The organism is Solitalea koreensis, assembly GCF_900182575.1.
Lineage (GTDB): Bacteria > Bacteroidota > Bacteroidia > Sphingobacteriales > Sphingobacteriaceae > Solitalea > Solitalea koreensis.
Map to the genome: position 1 here is coordinate 80,271 of NZ_FXSZ01000007.1, position 19,225 is coordinate 99,495.

Annotated in this window: 9 protein-coding genes; 8 read left to right on the forward strand and 1 reads right to left on the reverse strand. The window is 40.4% G+C overall.

What is annotated here, in order from left to right:
• Window positions 1-275 precede the first annotated feature (275 nt).
• The 3 genes from FN756_RS11475 to FN756_RS11485 all read left to right on the forward strand — a co-directional run bounded on the left by FN756_RS11475 (window position 276) and on the right by FN756_RS11485 (window position 7,373).
• Window positions 276-2,945, forward strand: coding sequence for a glycoside hydrolase family 38 N-terminal domain-containing protein (locus FN756_RS11475; protein WP_142604257.1), 2,670 nt, complete (start codon window positions 276-278; stop codon window positions 2,943-2,945).
• An 86-nt stretch (window positions 2,946-3,031) separates the two neighbouring features.
• Complete coding sequence (locus FN756_RS11480) at window positions 3,032-5,632, forward strand: hypothetical protein (RefSeq protein WP_142604258.1); 2,601 nt, start codon at window positions 3,032-3,034, stop codon at window positions 5,630-5,632.
• Window positions 5,625-7,373, forward strand: coding sequence for an N-acetylmuramic acid 6-phosphate etherase (locus FN756_RS11485; RefSeq protein WP_185955261.1), 1,749 nt, complete (start codon window positions 5,625-5,627; stop codon window positions 7,371-7,373). The genes FN756_RS11480 and FN756_RS11485 overlap by 8 nt, the downstream gene beginning before the upstream one ends.
• A 228-nt stretch (window positions 7,374-7,601) precedes the next feature.
• Here FN756_RS11485 and FN756_RS11490 read toward each other — a convergent pair whose 3' ends face one another.
• Window positions 7,602-8,468 carry an AraC family transcriptional regulator gene (locus FN756_RS11490; RefSeq protein WP_142604260.1) on the reverse strand — a complete coding sequence of 289 codons (867 nt, stop codon included), beginning with the start codon at window positions 8,466-8,468 and terminating at the stop codon, window positions 7,602-7,604.
• 268 nt (window positions 8,469-8,736) lie between these two features.
• On the opposite strand from FN756_RS11490, the gene FN756_RS11495 reads away from it, so the two are divergent.
• The 5 genes from FN756_RS11495 to FN756_RS11515 all read left to right on the forward strand — a co-directional run bounded on the left by FN756_RS11495 (window position 8,737) and on the right by FN756_RS11515 (window position 19,212).
• Window positions 8,737-11,841, forward strand: a complete 3,105-nt coding sequence (locus FN756_RS11495) for a SusC/RagA family TonB-linked outer membrane protein (protein WP_142604261.1) — start codon at window positions 8,737-8,739, stop codon at window positions 11,839-11,841.
• Window positions 11,842-11,903: 62 nt separating this feature from the next.
• Window positions 11,904-13,649 (forward strand): RagB/SusD family nutrient uptake outer membrane protein, encoded by a 1,746-nt coding sequence (locus FN756_RS11500; protein ID WP_142604262.1) that lies wholly within the window; start codon window positions 11,904-11,906, stop codon window positions 13,647-13,649.
• A 165-nt stretch (window positions 13,650-13,814) separates the two neighbouring features.
• Window positions 13,815-14,372 (forward strand): RNA polymerase sigma factor, encoded by a 558-nt coding sequence (locus FN756_RS11505; RefSeq protein ID WP_142604263.1) that lies wholly within the window; start codon window positions 13,815-13,817, stop codon window positions 14,370-14,372.
• Between the two features lie 83 nt (window positions 14,373-14,455).
• A complete protein-coding gene (locus tag FN756_RS11510; RefSeq protein WP_142604264.1) occupies window positions 14,456-15,562 on the forward strand; it encodes a FecR family protein in 1,107 nt (368 codons plus the stop codon).
• A 239-nt stretch (window positions 15,563-15,801) separates the two neighbouring features.
• Window positions 15,802-19,212 (forward strand): SusC/RagA family TonB-linked outer membrane protein, encoded by a 3,411-nt coding sequence (locus tag FN756_RS11515; protein WP_185955262.1) that lies wholly within the window; start codon window positions 15,802-15,804, stop codon window positions 19,210-19,212.
• The last annotated feature ends 13 nt before the right edge of the window (window positions 19,213-19,225 follow it).

Genomic DNA, 19,225 nt, shown 5'->3' on the forward strand with positions numbered 1-19,225 from the left:
CACACACACACACACATGCAAAATATTTCTAGAGCACTGATTAATTAAATAGAAAAGTGACCATCGTTTGTAATGATTAAAAAAAAATAAAAAAGCGGCCATTGTAACTCTCGAAATCTATATCAGCTAAAATAACATCAAGAGTTGGCAATTAATAGGATGTTAAAGGCTTTTATATGAACGAATATTGTGTGTAGAAGTTGCTTCAATCAACATTATATCCTTGATCGTAAGTTCTAATCATCATAAAAGTATCTCTACACAAAGAATTAATTATGAAGAAATCTAAGCTTGCTGTAAAATGCATTTTACCAGTCCTGCTCTTGACAGTATCATTACAGGCTTCGTCGCAAGCCTGGCCTAAATCTCCGATACCAGTACCTTCAGCGCCTTCTAGTTTACTGCCAGGAAAAAAAGCACCTGCAGTAACCGATATATGGGTGGTATTTAAAACCCATTGCGATCTGGGTTTTACCATGTCGGCAAGTGAAGTATTTAAGAAATATCGAGAAGACATGATGGACAACGCCATCCGGATGATTGAGGCCGACCGGTTAAAGCCAGCAGAGGAACGGTTTAAATGGACCATTGCGGGCTGGCCGATGGCGGGAGCGATATTAGGTCCTCTGCAAACGCCTGAGCGACGCGCTAAAATAGAACAGGCCCTCCGCGAAGGTTCTATCGCGGTGCATGGTTTACCTTGTACAATGGAGTCCGATGCTTTTGAGTTGGAAGATTACGTGCGGGGACTGAACTTTTCTTCCAGTTTAGCACGCCAATACGGGCAACCCTTGCCCATAGCAGCGAAAATGACTGATGTGCCGGCACATAGTTGGTTATTACCAACCCTTTTAAATAATGCGGGCATTAAATTCCTGCAAATTGGAGCCAATTACTCTGACCGTCCTGTATTGTTACCTCAATTGTTCTGGTGGGTAGGGCCCGATGGGTCACGAATCCTTTGCAATTATACTGCTCAATATGGGTCTGATATTACTCCGCCTCGTAACTGGCCATCCAAAAACTACCTGGCAGTTATGATGACCCATGACAATGAAGGCCCGCCCTCTCCCAAAGAGGTGGACGCCGTAATAGCAAAGGTTGACAGCATGAAAGGAGTAAAGCTGCATTTGGCTACCCTGGATGAATTTGCTAAGGCATTACTGGCCGAAAACCCCGACCTTCCGGTGATCAGGGGCGATATGGTGGACCCCTGGATACACGGCGTGATGTCTATGCCTGTCGAAACCAAAATAGCCCGGAACATTCGGCCGTTGCAATCTGCAGTAGATGTATTAAACACGCAGCTGCAGTCGTGGGGTATACATACTAGTCCGCTAGCCCCCTCTTTAGCCCAGTCATACGAAAATAGTCTGCTCTATGGAGAGCATACCTGGGGCGGTAATACGCCAGGCTGGGGCTTCTTTTCGATGGATGGAAAAAACAGAGACACCGAAAGGTACCTGTATGGGGATGCATTCTTGGATGCCCGAAAAAATGGCTATTACCAGAAATTTGAAGCCAGCTTTGAAGACCATAAACGATACATCAAAATATCCGACAGCATTGTAACCGGGGCATTGTCAGACCGCCTAAGTGTCCTTGCCCAATCAGTAAAATCGATTGCCGGGGAGGTGGTTGTGTACAATCCATTGCCTTGGCCACGTTCAGGAATGGTAGTGATAGACGGCCGGCAAGTAATGGCTGATAATGTGCCGGCAAGTGGCTATAAGACGATTTCCCTGCATCAGCCTGCAGCTGTTTCCAGAGTGGATGCCAATACAAACACACTGCAAACGCGCTACTTCAAAGTGCAGTTTGATTTGAAACGCGGGGGGATTGCCTCTCTTATAGAGAAGTCAACCGGAAGGGATTGGGTAGATCAGCATCAACCTTATGCACTAGGTCAATATGTTCACGAGCAGTTCAGCCATGCTCAGACCGTGGATTATTACAATCGCTTTTGCACAAAGAACAATGCGGCCAATGGCACCTATAAACCCAATATGCCTGACAATGTTCCTTATTCTATCAGTAGTGCTGATAATTGGACGCTCATGCATGCTCGATCATCGGTAGCCGATGTGGTCACACTCACTTCTACAAGTTTGCCTGCCGTTGCGCAATCGATATCGATCAAATTTACTTTTCCGGCAGAGCAACCTTATGCCGAGGTGGAATGGAAGATAACGGGTAAAAAGCCCAGCACATTACCTGAGGGTGGCTGGCTTAGTTTTCCATTTAATGTAGCCAATCCTCAATACCTGGCAGGTCGTATTGGTGGCACTATGAACTTGGCTACCGACCAGATTACCGGCGGCAACAGGTACCTGTACGGCATAAATACAGGTACGGCTATCACTGCTCGGGATCACACAGGTATGGGGCTTTGCGCTATCGATGCTCCTTTGCTTAGTTTCGGTGAGCCGGGTCTTTGGAAATACGATTATGATTATTTTCCAAAAAAACCAACAGTATTTGTGAACCTGTACAACAATATGTGGAATTGCAATTATCCTTTCTGGACAGAAGGGGCATGGAGCGAGAGAGTGCGCATTTGGGGCATAAAGCCGGACGAAAAATCTGCTGAAAACCTGGCTGTGAAATCATGGGAAGCAAGAGTACCACTTATGGCCATTGCTGCAACCGGACAGGGAACAAAGCTACCATCACAACAATCAGGTATTTCCGTTTCTCGCAAAGGTGTACTGCTTACGGCATTTGGTACCGATCCCGATGGAAATAAGGGAACCTTGCTGCGCTTATGGGAGCAGGCAGGAAAATCGGGTGAGGTTACGATTTCCTTGCCCGGATATCAGTATTTCACTAAAGCTACACCGGTAAACCTTAGAGGTGAAGTAAGTGGAAAGACAATACCTGTCAAAAACGAAAAATTTATTTGTGAGATTAAGGAGTTCGGGCCTGCAAGTTTTATTCTGGAATGATTGCGACTGTTTAAGGATATTACTTGAACGAGTATTGTATGCGTTTACTTTAACAATTTGGGTTACCAACTTTATAAAATTTAGTTATGAAATACTTTCTTTTGGGATTAATTACATATGGATTGCTCATAAGTTATGATGGTTATGGGCAAGAGAAAAAGTCGACCTCCATGCTTGCTTCTGCTACTGATGACGCAAAAAAAGAATGGAATTATTTGGCCAAATCAACTACGGTGATTGGCATGCCGTTTCAGTCAGATGTGACGCAGGTTACGTTTGACGGCGCTTTATTTACCAGGTATGCTGAGTTGTGCTTTTTTTGGGGCAAGAATAACAATCCCGTTTTCGCAAGGCAAAAAACCTTTTTCGATGGTTGGATACCCATTGTGGAATACAGCTGGGAAGACGCAGGATTGAAATATGAACTGGAATATTTTGCTGATTATATTGATGAAGATGTAGCATCACCTGTTGTTAATTTTTCAAAGATTAAAGTCACCAATGTTGCGGCTCATGCTGCAACCGCAATGCTAAAGGCCGCGTTGAGGCATAATGGGGGAGATTACCGATATGAGAGCGATCCTTATTCCTACAACGAGCCATTTTCTCCAGATTGGAATTATGAAATGACTTCAAATGCTGTAATTCGAAACAACTATTTCATCTATGGTTTTGAACAGGGTGCAAGCAGGCAATCAGTTCCAGGTGTAATTTATAAAAAAGCTTTTTCAGGCAGGCAATACCATATTACTAAAAGAGCTGAATGTTGCTTGGCTGTAAATGAAAAGTTGTTGCAGCCGGGGCAAACGGTTGAATGGGTATTTAAAATGCCACAGGTGCCGGTAGCCACTGCACAAACGGCTTTATTAAAAAAGATTAATCAGGCATCTTACAGTCTTCACAAGGCAAAAACTATTCGCTATTGGCAAGATTTGATGCAAAATGCCAGTCAGTTTAAGATACCGGAAGCCAGGGTGGAAAATGCTTATAAGGCGGGTGTTGTACACACTTTGTTGGCTACAAGAAACAGACAAGGGAAAAAATATCAGACAGATGGATTGCCTTACTCGGATTTTTTCTTGACTTCAGTACCAGAGATGACTCTGCTGTATTTGTCGGCCGGTATGCCACAGATACTAGAGGAATCCATCATTCCTGATGCTTTAAAGCAACAGCAGGAAAATGGGTTATACTTTGATCGTGCTGTTGCGCACGGAAAAATTATTCCGGCCACGCAGGGTCATATTTTGTACTCCATCGCAATGACAGCCCTTTATACCCGGGATGCCGCTTTTGCCCAATCAATCTTTCCAAGTATAGCCAAAGGCATTGAATTTCTGCAAACTTCCATTGATAGTAGTCGATATGGGTTGTTGCCTCCGTGTTATGCGTATGACGCTGAAATGATAACAGGGCATTATAGTGGTCAAAACTTCTTTGCGTTGATGGGACTAAGGAGTTGTATTGGGGTAGCTCGATTACTGAACAAAAAAGAGGATGAGATCAGGTGGACAACCTTGGCAAATAAGTACGAACAGAATATCTTAAAAGCCATTGATGCTTCTGCTAAAGATGGATATGTGCCAACAGGTTTGTACAATTACCTTACCGGGCAAAAAGCGCGCGAGGGATTTGATGAGTGTATGACGGATGCCGATTGGGAGAACATGATCTTAGCATACCCTACCGAAATTTTGGCACCGACAGATAGTCGGGTGACCGCAACATTGAAACGGATTAGAAAAGATTATGCTGAAGGTATCATGACTTACCGCCATGGAATGTATCTGCATCAATACATTACTTCCAACATGATACAGCAATACTTGGCTCAGGGTGATGGATTTACGGCTTTAAAGGATTTTTATCACCAGTTATTGCATAGTGGTTCTACGATGGAATGTTTTGAGAACCTGGTTAAGCCCTGGACCGATCGTCAGGTGGCCCAGGATTGCCCACCCCCTCATGCATGGGGAGGCAGCAAGCAGGCCCTTACCGTAAGAAATTTGCTTTTGATGGAAATAGGCGGGAAAAACGGGATGGAGTCAAAGAATCGGGAATTGTGGCTTTTTAATTGCCTGTCTCCTGAATGGGTGGGCATCGGTAAAAAGGTGGAAATGAAAAACGCCATTACCGAATTTGGTAAGATCACTGCAAGTTTTTCGGCAAATGCCCAGGGTGCGAATTATTCTTTTAGTAATCAGTTTCACACCCAGCCTGCTTATTATCGGATACGTATTCCGTATTTTAAAAAACTGATCCGATTTTCATCAGATGCCAGTTGGCAGAAAAGAGAAGCTGATTGCATATTACTAAGTACGGATGCTACTAAATTGTCGGTGGTGTGGAATGATGATATAAGCGCTCATCTACACACAGTTGAAAATGTGCTCATGGACTACAGAGGGGCAAACAAATTTAAAGGTGTTGAGAACGGGAAAGCAATCATTGAAGCCGGGAAACCATTTCTGTTGCCTGGTGAAAAATCCAATGAGGTAAGACCGCTCAGCTTTGAGTTAATTAAGAACACCTTTTTGTACGAATACAACAGATTGGCAAAAGAAAAGGCAGCCAAAGGAGAATTATTGCAAACAGTTGCGCCTCCCCTTATGCTGAATGCTTCACAACGTAAACAATTATTTGAGTCTGAATTTAAAACCGAAAAAAAAGAGCTTGCCAATGAATAAGTATTTATTAGCGATAGATATTGGCGATACCTGGATTAAGGCTGTGACTGCGCCTGTTGAAACATTTGAGGTATTTGCAAAAGAACAGATTTCGTTAAGTGCCTTGATGAATCGGATAGAAAAGGTGCCCTCTTTATTGTCGGAGCCAGCCGATTTTTTGAATGTTATAAAAACGTTAATTAGAAAATGTGAAATCCAATACGGTGCAATAACGGGTATAGGGGTTTCTATAGCCGGGCTTGTTAACTATCATGGCACCAGGGTGGAAAGTACTACTTCAAAATTGTCCATTCTTAAGCGGGTAGATGTAAAAGGGGGGCTGGAGATGGAATTCGGCTGCCCGGTAGTATTGATCAATGATACTGACGCTGCCAGTATAGCCATAGCAGAATTAGGTTATTTAAAAGGTGAACAAACTATCGGGGTGTTGTGCATAGGAACAAACCTTGGATTTTCTATTTGGAAAAATGGAAGACGATGGAGGCCTAATGGCAATTCTCCTTTATTAGGGGGCATTTATACACCTGATGGAACATACAATGAATTGGGCAGTGTCAGTAAATTGGAATCACTGCATGAATCGGGAAATCTGGCAACTGTTTTTTCTGATTCAGCTTATGAAACGGAAGTAAAGGCTTATTGGCAGCGATTGGCAGGAATCATCACGAGTGCCGCTGAAATTTATGCATTGGATAAAGTATGTATTTCAGGCGAGCTTTCAGAGTCAGTAGCGATAGCGAACTGCGATATAAAAAAGGAGCTCCTTTCACAAATAGGATTGCAATCAGGCGAGAACCAGGGATTGTTAAATATAGAAGTGATAGAAGAAGCTAATTTGGAATTGTTCGGTGCTCTTTCTTTAATTGCATACGAGAGAAAAGCAGCTACAGAAGTCATAAAACCAAGATATGAACAGTATACAACAGAATTACCTTATCAACCAAATGCGCAGTTGAATGAGTTGGAGGCAATAGAAGTTGTGCAGCTGTTAAATAAGGCTGAAGAGGAAGCAACCCGATTGATTGATCAGGAAATTGAGCAAATTGCTTATGTAGCCCACAAGGTATCCGATTCGCTGAAAAATGGCGGTCGACTTATTTATGTTGGCGCAGGTTCAAGCGGGAGAATAGCAGCGCTTGATGCCGTTGAAATTCCTTGCACTTATGGTGCGGGTAAAGATCAGGTGATTGCAGTTATAGCGGGAGGCGTATCGGAAGCTGCTATTGATATTGAAAGTGGATTTGAAGAAGACGCCAGCAGTATGCCTGAATTATTATTGTTAAATATAACGCCAAAGGATGTGGTGATCGGAATATCAGCCAGCGGGTCAGCTTATTATGTGTTATCAGGATTGCATTTTGCGCACCAACGCAAAGCATACACGGTGATGCTTCAACAGGAGTTGCCGCCGCTTCATCCTGACTACTGCCATCAAATCATCCCGTTACATTCAGGTGCAGAAGTAGTGGCGGGTTCTACAAGAATGAAAGCCGGTACAGCCACAAAAAAAATCCTGAATTTTATTTCAACCACTGGAATGATCTGCAATGGAAAAGTGCATGGTTCCTTTATGACTGATTTAAAATGTCTGAATAATAAATTGGTTTTAAGAGCCCAGGCTATTTTAAAAAATCTTTATCAGTTGTCTGATGAAGAGAGTCGGCAACTCTTGCAGCATTATGATTATAATCTGGGAGAAGCCTGCAGGCAGATGAATGGGGTTCGTAATGCTAGGTATTAAGTTACCTAGCTCATTCGGATTTGTAACCCAAATGTTATAACCGAGGATCGGTTTTTTACTTAACATAATTCGTATGCACTACCTACGCTTTATCCCCTTAATATCTTCCTCTATGACCGCTCCTGAAATACTGGATAAACTATACAATGGATGCTTTAAATACAAAACCGTCGCTTGGTTCCAGGCGGTGGTTTTGTATTTATAGTTATTATCTAGTTGGGAAGTTTCTTAGGCGCTTGCTTTATATTGGTTTGCAAAATCCCTGGGAGAAAGACCTTTGACTTCTTTAAAATGCTTATGGAAATTAGACAGGTTATTATATCCGCTATGGTAGCAGGCTTCTGTTACATTGTGTTTGCCTTCGAGTAAGAGCTTGGCCGCATGGCTAATTCGTATTTCCTTTAAAAAATTAATTAGGGTACGGTTGGTATTTGCTTTAAAAAAGCGACAAAAAGCGGTTGGGGTCATAGGAACAAGATTCGCAACTTCCTGTAAGGAGATTTCTTTTGTAAAGTTTTGAAAGATGTATTCGAATACCTTGTTGATTTTTAGTTTTTCATCTGCCCCCTCAGTGACGTTGTAATATGGGGAAGATAAGATTTGATATGAATTGTCTACGGATAGTAAGTCGAGCAATTGCAGCATGAGGGAAATTCTTAATAAACCTTTGGCTAATAACATATCCTGCATAATTTTTTTGGCATTGCTTACCGTGGATCCATTAAATAAAACTCCTTTTGAAGCTTTGATAAATAATTCATTAAGGGGGGTGGCTTCCGGTCGTTGGAGAAAGGGTTTCCCTAAAAAATCAGGGGCGAAATGTATGGTTGTGATCTGAGGTTGAATCGACGGATCCTGTTGATGATAATAGTGATAGCAATGAGGGAGGTAGCTGCCCATTAATACCAATTGCGTGCCTTCAAAATCCTGAATATTATCCCCAATAAAATGTTTTCCGATGCAATTTTCTGTCAGGGCAATTTCAAAACTGGCATGTGCTCTTAATAGATCGTAACGTTTAATTTCCGGCGTATAAATATTAATTGAGAAGGATTGTTCTGACGGTAGGGTGAAATTTTCATAGAAATACTTCATATACAAATAAATTTTAAGTTTTTGATTTAGTTAGGCTTGTGCAGTGCACTAAAAGCAAAGCTAAAAGATGATTTGATTTTTGCAACTGAAATCAAAATTATTGGAATGATGGCGGCGTTGTAATTGAAATTTTATTTGGCAAAAGGCGGTTTTGTAGCTGAAAAGTGGAGTTGAATAGGAAAAATAACACACTAAATAGTTAGGATAATGGTCGTCATTTCGATGGGCAGTCAGGATATTGGGGTTTCATCAAAACTAATTAATAACTATGAAACAAAAACGTTTACTCTGTTGGATGCTAGTGCTGTTTAGCCTGGTATTTCTGGCTGAAAACTCCTTCGCCCAAGCCTTGATAACGGTCAAGGGCGCTGTGTTAGACAAGGGGCAGAATGCTCCACTTGCTGGTGTTAGTGTAACATTAGTCAGTGATAAAAGACAAGGAACAATTACTGATGCTAATGGAAAATTTGAATTGAAGGTCCCCTTAAATAGTTTTTTGCAGTTCGATTTTATCGGCTACAAATCACTTACTGTAGAAGTAAAATCTGAAAAGTTAAATGTGACCATGAGTTCAGATTCCAAAGCGCTGGATGAAGTAGTAGTAGTAGGCTACGGAACTCAGAAGAAAGCTTCTTTAACCCATGCTGTAACTAGTATTAAGTCGAATGAAATTGCTTTAATTCCAACAACAAATCTTACGAATGTGCTGGCTGGTCGTTTGTCAGGATCTTTTGTGCGTTCGGGTACAGGTACGCCCGGTATTTCTTCTGATATTAAAGTTCGGGCTCAATCTTCCTGGAATGGTGGATCGCCCTTATTTGTTATTGACGGAGTGGTGAGGGATCAGGCCGGTTTTGACGCTCTTGATCCAAATGAAGTAGCTGAGATCACCATCTTGAAAGACGCTGCTTCTGCTGCCATTTATGGTTCCCGCTCTTCTAATGGGGTAATATTAGTAAACACAAAAACCGGTAAATCCGGCAAAGCGCAGCTCAATTTTAGCAGTGTATTTAGTTCTCAACGAACCGGAGCGCTTCCCGAATACATGGATGTGAGTAAGGCCCTGGATTATTCGATAGCTGTCAATGGTGGTATTTCTCCTGAGGAGAAAGCATGGGTGCTAAAAAATAACCCTAAAGGAATGAATGCTTATAATGAAGCTTATCAAAATCCCAATAACCAAAGACACACCCTTAGTGTATCAGGAGGAACGGATTCGATTAAGTATTATTTAGGCGGATCATACGTGGATGAAAATGGATTTTTACCTAATGTATGGTACAAGAGATATAATTTGAGGGGCAATGTGGAGGCTAAAATTACCAAGAACCTTTCAGTTGGCTTAAACTTAGGTAATAATTATGGAACACGAAATCGTTTCAACTTTACTTACGATGGCGGCTCAGTGGATTTGAATAACTTATGGGGTAAACTACTTTATTTTACTGTTTTTCAACCTTCCTACATCAATGGGAAGCCTGTAAATCCGGGTTGGTTAGGCAACCCAATTGAAATGATGAAAAACGGTGGTTATTGGAAGAACAATAATCAACAGCTGGATGCATTAATGTCCATTGGCTATAAAATTGAGGCGGTTCCCGGACTTTCGTTAAAAGCTACTTTGAGCAAAAACACAAATAATAGCTATACCAAAAGTTATGCGAAAAAGCAATTGTTATACAATTTTGAAACTTCCGGTGCTAATAATTTGATTTACACCGACAAGGAATTGGGTAGTGTAATGAGTGGCGATCCGGGGACAGAATATTTGAGTAATGACAATGCCAAAAGCAATAGTTTTCAATTCAATGGTTTTGTTAACTATGACAGAACTTTTGGAGATCATTCAATTAGTGCCTCAGCTATTTATGAGCAATGGGATTATAAATTTAATGCAACATCAGTAACGCGTAATAATTTCCCATTAATGCCAATCGATCAGATTTTTGCTACCAGTAAAAATACCAGCGATTGGAGTACAGGTGGCTCTGAGTTTGAAGATGGTAGATTGTCATATATAGGTAGAATTAACTACTCATATGCTGATAAGTACTTGGTTTCAGCTTCTGTACGAGAAGACGGTTCGGTTAGGTTTGCTCCAAATCAGCGTTGGGGAACTTTCCCATCGGTATCTGGTGGTTGGGTAGTTTCTAAAGAAAATTTCTTCCAAAACGCCTCTGCTTTATCAAAAATTGATTTGTTAAAACTGCGTCTGTCATACGGCTCAACAGGTAACGATGCAATAGGGGGCTGGCAATGGCAAGATCAGTACAATATTCAAAACGCTTCTTACTATATGGGCAGTCCTGGAGCTGCGGTACCACGTTTAGCCTATGGAGGTATTCCTAATTCAAATTTAACATGGGAGAAATCTACTGCCTATAATCTGGGCCTCGATTTAAAAATGTTTGATAAACTGGAGTTTACAGCTGAATTATGGAAAAAGAATAACTATGACATTCTAGGTAGCAGAATTTTAGCTGTGCCAACTGAGTTTGGAGGAGCCTTACCTTCTGAAAATTATGGAAAAATGGATGCTAATGGTCTTGAGCTGGAATTGGGCTATAAAAATACAATTGGAAAAAGCTTCAATTACTTTGTAAAGGGCAATTTTGGTTATGCTACCACTACGGTGAAGAAACGTGACGTGGCTGCTAATGCACTTGCTATTGATAATCCGAATGGTAAAACATTGACTTACGGAACAGGCTTACAGGCAACTGGCATTTTAAAAACTCAAGCAGATTTGGATAAGCTCCCTACTAATTACCTCATAAATGGTGCAAAACCTGAATTAGGAATGATGAACTTTGCTGATTTAAGCGGAGTGGACGGCAAACCGGATGGCAAAATTGATACTTATGATCGAATTATTCTTGGTAATTATATGGGCAGTGGAAATGCGCCCTATTCGTTTGGTCTCACCGTTAACTTAGGTTACAAACGATTTTCGATAGAAACTTTGTTTGCCGGACTGGCTGGCTTTAAAAATACCTATAGTGATCCTTGGGGACGTAACTTTGGCGGAGGGGCTAAAATACCAGCTTATCATGATGATGCCTGGTCTACAGAGAATCCAAACGGCAGTACACCTAAGTTATACGCATGGGGCGATTCAAGAGCTACCTATGTGCCTACTTCTACTTTTAACACCTTTGGTGCCAGCTTTATGCGCATGAAATATTTGAATTTAGGATATACCATACCTCAACGATATACTCAAAAATTGAAAATAGATAATGTGAAGATTTTTGCATCGGGTAGCAATTTATTTACTCTATCCAAATTCAAATATTACGATCCTGAAGTTTTTCAATTCATGAGTTATCCTACTATGAAAACATTTTCATTTGGACTGGATGTTCGCTTTTAATTGTATTGCTTAAGTGAGAAATAGAAGTAGTTAAGAACAGTTCAATTAAATAAAAGAATTACATGAAAAAATACATATCAAAAATAGCACTTGGTATTTGTGCAGGAGTCCTTTTTAACGGTTGCACTAAAGAGCTCGATAAAGAAAATTTTGCGGCCGTTACCCCTGATGCAACCTGGAGTAATGCGCCATTGGCCAATGCCTATCTTAATAATATTTATGCGGCAATGATGCCGGGTAATACCTATGGGTCAGGGAACAGTACGGATGAAGGTGTGGCTTATCAACGACAAACAAATGCCTGGCTAACCGGAACCGCCACTGTGGATTCATGGGATACTTTTAGCCAATACAATAATATCCGTACGGTTAACATCATGCTGGATCATATTGATGCCGCCAGTTTTGATGATGCCTCTAAGAGTAAAATTAAGGGTCAAGCGTTATTCTGGAGAGCCTGGGCTTATTATTCTTTAACGAATGCATATGGTGGCGTTCCGTTGATTTTAACTGCTCAGGCTCCTACATCTGATTTGTCTCAGTTGCAGGTTCCAAGGAATTCTACTACCGAATGTGTAAATCAGATTGTTAAAGATTTGGATGATGCCATTGCGCTTTTACCGGATTCATGGTCGGGTTCAGATGTTGGCCGGATCGACAAAGGGGCCGCCATGGCATTTAAAGGCCGGGTGCTGTTGTTTTTTGCGAGTCCTTTGTTTAATCCAACAAATGATCAATCAAAATGGCAAAAAGCCTATGACGCAAATTTGGCCGCCAAAAATTTCCTGGATTCCAAAGGGAAAGGTTTACATACACCTTATAGCAGAATTTGGGATGATGAGTTAAATAAGGAAGTGATTATGGTAAAACGTTTCAATTATCCAGAAGCGGCTTATGGACAAACCGGACTAAGACCTTTGAATTGGTCAAAGGATGACGTAGGAACAGATCGTCCATCGCTGGAATTAGTGAATGCGTTTCCGATGAAAAATGGACAAGCATGGGGTGATGCACCGCGCGCCTATGACACTTTATTTAGAAACAGGGATGACCGCTTTTACGCTAATATTTATTATAACGGCAGTCCAAATCAATATATCGCTGAAATGACAACGCAGAATACTTATTTGTGGACCTATTTTAAAAGCATAACCAATTGGGAGGGAGCCACGGGCATACAAGGATCTCATAATACCATTACCGATGAAGGGAACTTATGGTCCAATTCCGGTTTTTACAGGATTAAAGCTATTGATAAAACTATTACTAAAGGCACGGTGTATAATGCAGCAGTGGATTGGCCGGAGATTCGTTATGCCGAAGTGTTGATGAATTATGGTGAGGCCGCAAATGAGTTAGGTAAAACAACTGAAGCACTTGATGTTTTATATCAAATCAGAAAGCGGGCAGGTGTTCTTGCTGGTGCTGCCAGTAATTATGGGATTACAGCGAGTTCAACTGCAACCCTACGTTCGGTATATCAAAATGAGCGCTTTGTGGAGTTCTGTTTTGAAGGTAAACGCTGGAATGATATCAGACGCTGGAAACTGTTTGGCTATTTACGTGGCCTACAACAAAGACATGGCTTGGGTATTTTGCTGAAAACAGGTGAGTTGGACGTGAACCCGAAAGATGACATTAATTCCATTTATAACAGATTTACCTATAAGGTTGTTACAACGGATAAATCCAATATCGCAGTTTCAGATCAATATTACATCTATGGAATTCCGAAGGCGCGCTTGGATAGAAACCCTAAATTGCTTCAAAATAATAATTGGGGCGGGACATTTGATCCATTAAAATAGTTTTATTTCATATTTATTTAAAGTTGATTAGTATGGATGAGGAGCTAAAAGCTCCTCATCCTTTTTATGAGGGTTAAAATAACATCTAATCTCATCAATATTGAGGAGGTTTAGAGCAATTGATAAACCTAAATTTTGCTGGAATTGAAATCCTAATTCTTAAGCATGTCAGTTGAAGTAGAGTATAGCATTTATTGGGAAAGTTTCAGAAATGGGGATAAGCAGGCTCTTTTTGACCTGTATAATAGCCTTTATTTCCAGTTAGTACGTTATGGGCTTAAGTTATCTGCCGACGATGAGCTGGTGAAAGATAGCATCAATCAGGTTTTTCTTGAACTTTGGGAGAAACGAGAGCGATTGACCCCAGTTGGTAATGTCAAGTCTTATTTATTTACTTGTCTACGTAGAAATATGTTGGACCAGTATTCCTATATGTCGAAAACGAAGAGTGTCATTAATATAATTGCCGTTGAGGAAGAACAGAGAGAAATGTCGTACGAAGAAATTTTGATCAACGTACAACAGGATGAGTCACTGAAAAGGCGATTGCACGAAGCCATTCAACAATTGACTCCCCGTCAAATGGAACTTATTAAAATGAAGTTTTTTGATGGCTTGAGTTATGAGCAAATAGCCTTATCCACTTCTCAAAACATTAAAACTTCTTATAATATCATTTACGATGCTATTTGTTTTTTGCGAAAAACATTGAAAAAGGGTTGAATTTTTCTATCTCAAAAAAATATTAAAATTTTTATAGGTAATTCTTACGTTTTTGTCGTCTAGTTGTAAAAGTGTAAGAATTTATGAATTTTACAAAATATAAATCTGAGGATTTTGCTTGTGACGAAACTTTTCAGAAGTATTGTTTAGGTGAAGGAAATGAGAGTACTGTTTTTTGGGAAAGTTGGATACAGGCCAATCCTGATAGGCAAGATGATATCGAAGAGGCTAAGCGCCTGGTGAATATTTTAAGTGCAAAGCAGGGCAGAAAGATCAATCAATTGAATGAGTTGCAGCGAGCCATTCAGCAGAAAAAGTTATTTGTAGATGTTATTGACAATTTAACCAACGAAAGCAAAAAAAACACCATCAAGAAAAATGTAATTGTCAAATTTATACGAAATGCCGGTGGTATCGCAGCCCTATTAGTAATTGCTATGGGTATAATATACATTCAGCGAGCAAGACAAAAATCTACCATTTCACAACTCCACGTTCAGCCTGAAATCAAATATCAGGCTACTCTTCAAAAGAAAACGGTTTTATTGCCTGATGGCAGTATTGTGGTTTTGAACAAGAACAGTACGCTAACATTAGCGGCTGGGTATAGCGCTGAATTTAGAGAGCTAAAATTAGTTGGTGAAGCCTATTTTGATGTTAAACACGATGAGCAGCATCCCTTAACAGTGCATACTGCTTCTTTAAATGTAAAAGTGCTTGGCACGGCCTTTAATGTGAGGGCATATCCCGGCCAGCATAAGATAGAAACAGCGCTGATTCGTGGGAAAGTAGTCGTTACGATGAATGACCAGAGTCAAAGCCCTATTATTTTAAAACCAAATCAGAAAGTCATTGTGGAGCCGCCTTCAAAAACGCAGGAGCAACCAGGCGCTTACAAGGTTTCCAATTTCGCGGTGATGCCAATTGTTATGGATCCGGTCAATCATAAAGCTGAAGAAACCACCTGGACACGCAAGCGATTGCAGGTGGTGGATGAACCACTGGAATCCATAGCAAAAAAAATGGAGGAATGGTACGGTGTTAATATCGTATTTGCCAATGATGCGGTAAAAAGGTATCGCTATACCGGAACGTTTGAAGATGAAACAGTGCCCAAGGTGCTGGATGCCTTACAACTATCCTATCCGTTTAAGTTTGAAATGAGAAGGGACAGTATCTTCATTAAATAATCCAAAACAAGTTTAAATATGGAAACACAGGGGGAAGGTGCGGACACACCCTATCCGATTGTAAAAAAGTAGAAAAAGGGGAAGGTGCGGACACACCCTCCCCGCAATTACATAAATCAATTAGCTATTAGAATCTCTAACTAAATTAATTTATCACTTAGCAACCCAAAATTATGACAAAAAATCAACTTTTTAACCATGTAAGGCGATTTCATATCCCAGACAAGATACTACGAATTATGAAATTAACTTTTTTAATGCTTACGGTCATCTGTATGCAGGTTTCGGCAAGCAGTTTTGGCCAAGGCACAATATCACTGAAATTAAAAAAGACAAGTATTCAAAAGGTATTAGATGAAATTGAAAAGCAAACGGCATACAGGTTTGTTTACAGTAGTTGTTGCATGCAGGAAGACAAAAAAGTATCGGTTAATGCCGATGGCGCTGATTTAAAAGTCGTAATGCAAGAGGCCCTGTTCCAAACAGGTTTAAGTTATATTCTGAAAGATAATGGTCTTGTAGTAATTACTCCTACTGTTTCTACAGAGGCATATGTTATAGATGAAATAGTGGTTAAAGGTAAAGTGTCTGATGCAAGCGGGCCACTTCCAGGTGTTTCTGTGAGTGCAGAAGGAACATCTATAGGAACAAGTACTGATGCAGATGGTAACTATTCTATTAAGGTTCCGGCTAAAGCAACATTAATATTTTCCTTTACAGGTTATACTACTAAAAAAGTATCGGTTAGTAATCAGTCTGTTATAAATGTTAATCTAGTTCAGGATGTTAAGGCCTTGGATGAAATAGTAGTAGTGGGTTATGGCACTCAAAAAAAAGCGAGTTTAACAAGCGCTGTGGCAACGGTGAATACCAAAGAAATGTCAAATATTCCTGCTTCCAATTTATCAAATGTTTTGGCGGGCAGAGCTTCTGGCGTTTTTGTGCAATCAGCAACCGGTATTCCAGGGCAGTCTTCGGCTGTGCGGATTCGCTCTGCATCTTCCTGGAATGCAGCTCCTCCTTTATTTGTAATCGATGGGGTTGTTAGAGATCAAAGTGCATTCGATGCTTTAGATCCCAATCAAATCGAGAATCTAAGCATTTTAAAAGATGCCTCTTCTACCGCTATTTATGGTTCTCGTGCCTCAAACGGGGTTTTGTTGGTTACCACAAAAACGGGTAAAAAGGGAAAAATGCAAGTGCAATTCAATTCTGTAGCGGGTGTATATAGTAAGCCTGCGGTACAATTTCAATACATGCCACTGCTTAAAGCAGCTGACATCGTCAATAATTTGTATGCGCCTGAAGTAAAATACAATGATTTTGATAAACAATGGATCGCTAAAAACAATCCAGATGCTAGAATTTATTTTAATGAAGTGTATCAAAATCCCTTTACGCAAAAACATGGGTTAAACATTTCGGGCGGTAGTGATGACGTGACATATTTTATAGGCGGTAATTTTTTTGATGAGAAAGGTTTTTTGCCTGGTTTAAAAAGCAATAAATACAATTTGCGTGGTAATGTTTCAACCAAACTGAACAAGGATTTATCAGTAGGCTTAAATCTGAATTTCAACAATAATAATCGACAATCAATTGCTGCAGCACTTGCTTCTCAAAATGATTTATCGGGGTTCTATGAAAAATTATTTTACCTGGGCTCTGGTATTGCCCCTGCCTACATCGATGGTAAACCTGTAGATCCGGGATGGTTAGGAGGTAATCCTATTGAAGTTATGCGTAATGGTGGATATGTAAAATCCAATGATCAGCAACTGGATGCTTTGTTAACGGCAGAGTATAAGGTTCCTTTTATAAATGGACTTGCACTTAAAATGTTGTACAGCAAAAACATTGCTAATAGTTTTTCAAAATCATTTGCCCAAAAGACAACGCTATATAAATTTAAACCTGACCCAAATTCAAAAGCCGGTGTGTTGACAGATGAAGTCACTGGTACTATTGAAAGTGGTTCACCGATTACAGCTTATGTTGACAATACTAACGGAAAAACAACGTCTTCACAACTAAATGGAATAATTACCTATGATAAAACAATAGGGCAACATTCAATAAGTGCTTTGGCTGCTTATGAACAATCAGAAGGTTATGATACGTATTCGTCTATCTATAAGCAAAACTTTCCCTATTTTACTACCGATCAATTCTCTTTTGCCAGTTCGGCAGCTGGAGACACGAAGGCATCCGGATATGAAACTTATTTGCCTGGTCGGATATCGTATATAGGAAGACTTAATTATGATTTTGCAGGAAAATATTTAGCATCTTTTTCTTTACGAGAAGACGGTTCCAGCAATTTTGCACCAGGTAAACGCTGGGGCTTATTTCCGTCAGCATCTGCTGCATGGGTAATTTCAAGAGAATCTTTCTTTGAAAAGTGGGATAAAAAATCGTTTGTAGATCTTCTGAAACTGCGTTTGTCATACGGTACTACCGGTAACGATCCTTCTTTTAATTATTTATGGAAGGAGCTTTACAACGCATCTTCTACTTACTATGCGCTTGGTGACCCTGTAGGTAATTCAAGTATGTTAGCCTATAACGGTATTTCTAACCCCAATTATACTTGGGAGACATCCAAAGCATTTAATTTAGGATTGGACTTTGGTTTCCTTCAACATTGGAACCTTACAACCGAATTTTGGTCAAAGAAAACCTATGATATTTTAGGTACACGCATATTAACGCTGCCTATTGAATTTGGAACAAACTTCCCGCCTGAAAATTATGGCAAAATGAATGCTAAAGGGTTGGAACTGGAATTAAGTTATCAGCGGGCGAAGCTGTTTACCGGATTTGAAATGAATGTTTCAGGCAATTTAGGGTTGGCCTCTACCGAGGTGGTTCAAATCGACGCCCCTGCCAATAGTTTAGCTGCTGAAAATCCTAATGGCAAGGCTTTGAATGCAATGGTGGGTTACCATGCAACCGGAATCATTAGAACGCAAAGCGATCTGAATGCTTTACCTGCCGACTTTACCATATTTGGGGCTAAGCCCGAATTAGGAATGATGGATTTTGAAGACGTGTCAGGCCCTAAAGGGAAGCCCGACGGGAAAATTGATACGTACGATAAAGTCGTGATCGCCAAATATGGTAATGCGGGAAATACCGCAGCCAGTTATAATGCCAATAATGCATTTGCATCCAACAATGCTCCAATTTCTTTTGGTTTAAATTTCAATTTTAATTACAAAGGCTTTTCTCTTGACATGCTTTGGGGAGGATTGGCAGGATACAAAATCCTGTATAATGATCCTTGGGGCCGCAGTTTCCCTGGTTTGGTTGCACCCATCTATTACCAAGATGCCTGGACTCCTGAAAATCCGAATGGTACAGCCCCTAAACTTTTTCGCTCAGGCGACCCGAGGGAAAGTGGCTACAAAGTGGCATCAACTTATAACGTATATGACGGCTCTTTCATAAGGCTAAAAAATTTACAAGTTTCCTACGATCTTAAAAATATAGTTAAAGGAAAAGCTGGGTTTAAGTCGGCAAATGTATTTGTAGGCGCCACTAACTTGTTTACGTTTAGTCAATTTAAATATTACGACCCTGAAACATTTTCCGGTTCAAGCTATCCTGTGATGAAGACCGTGAATGCAGGTGTTAACTTCCAGTTTTAATTATTTGTGTATT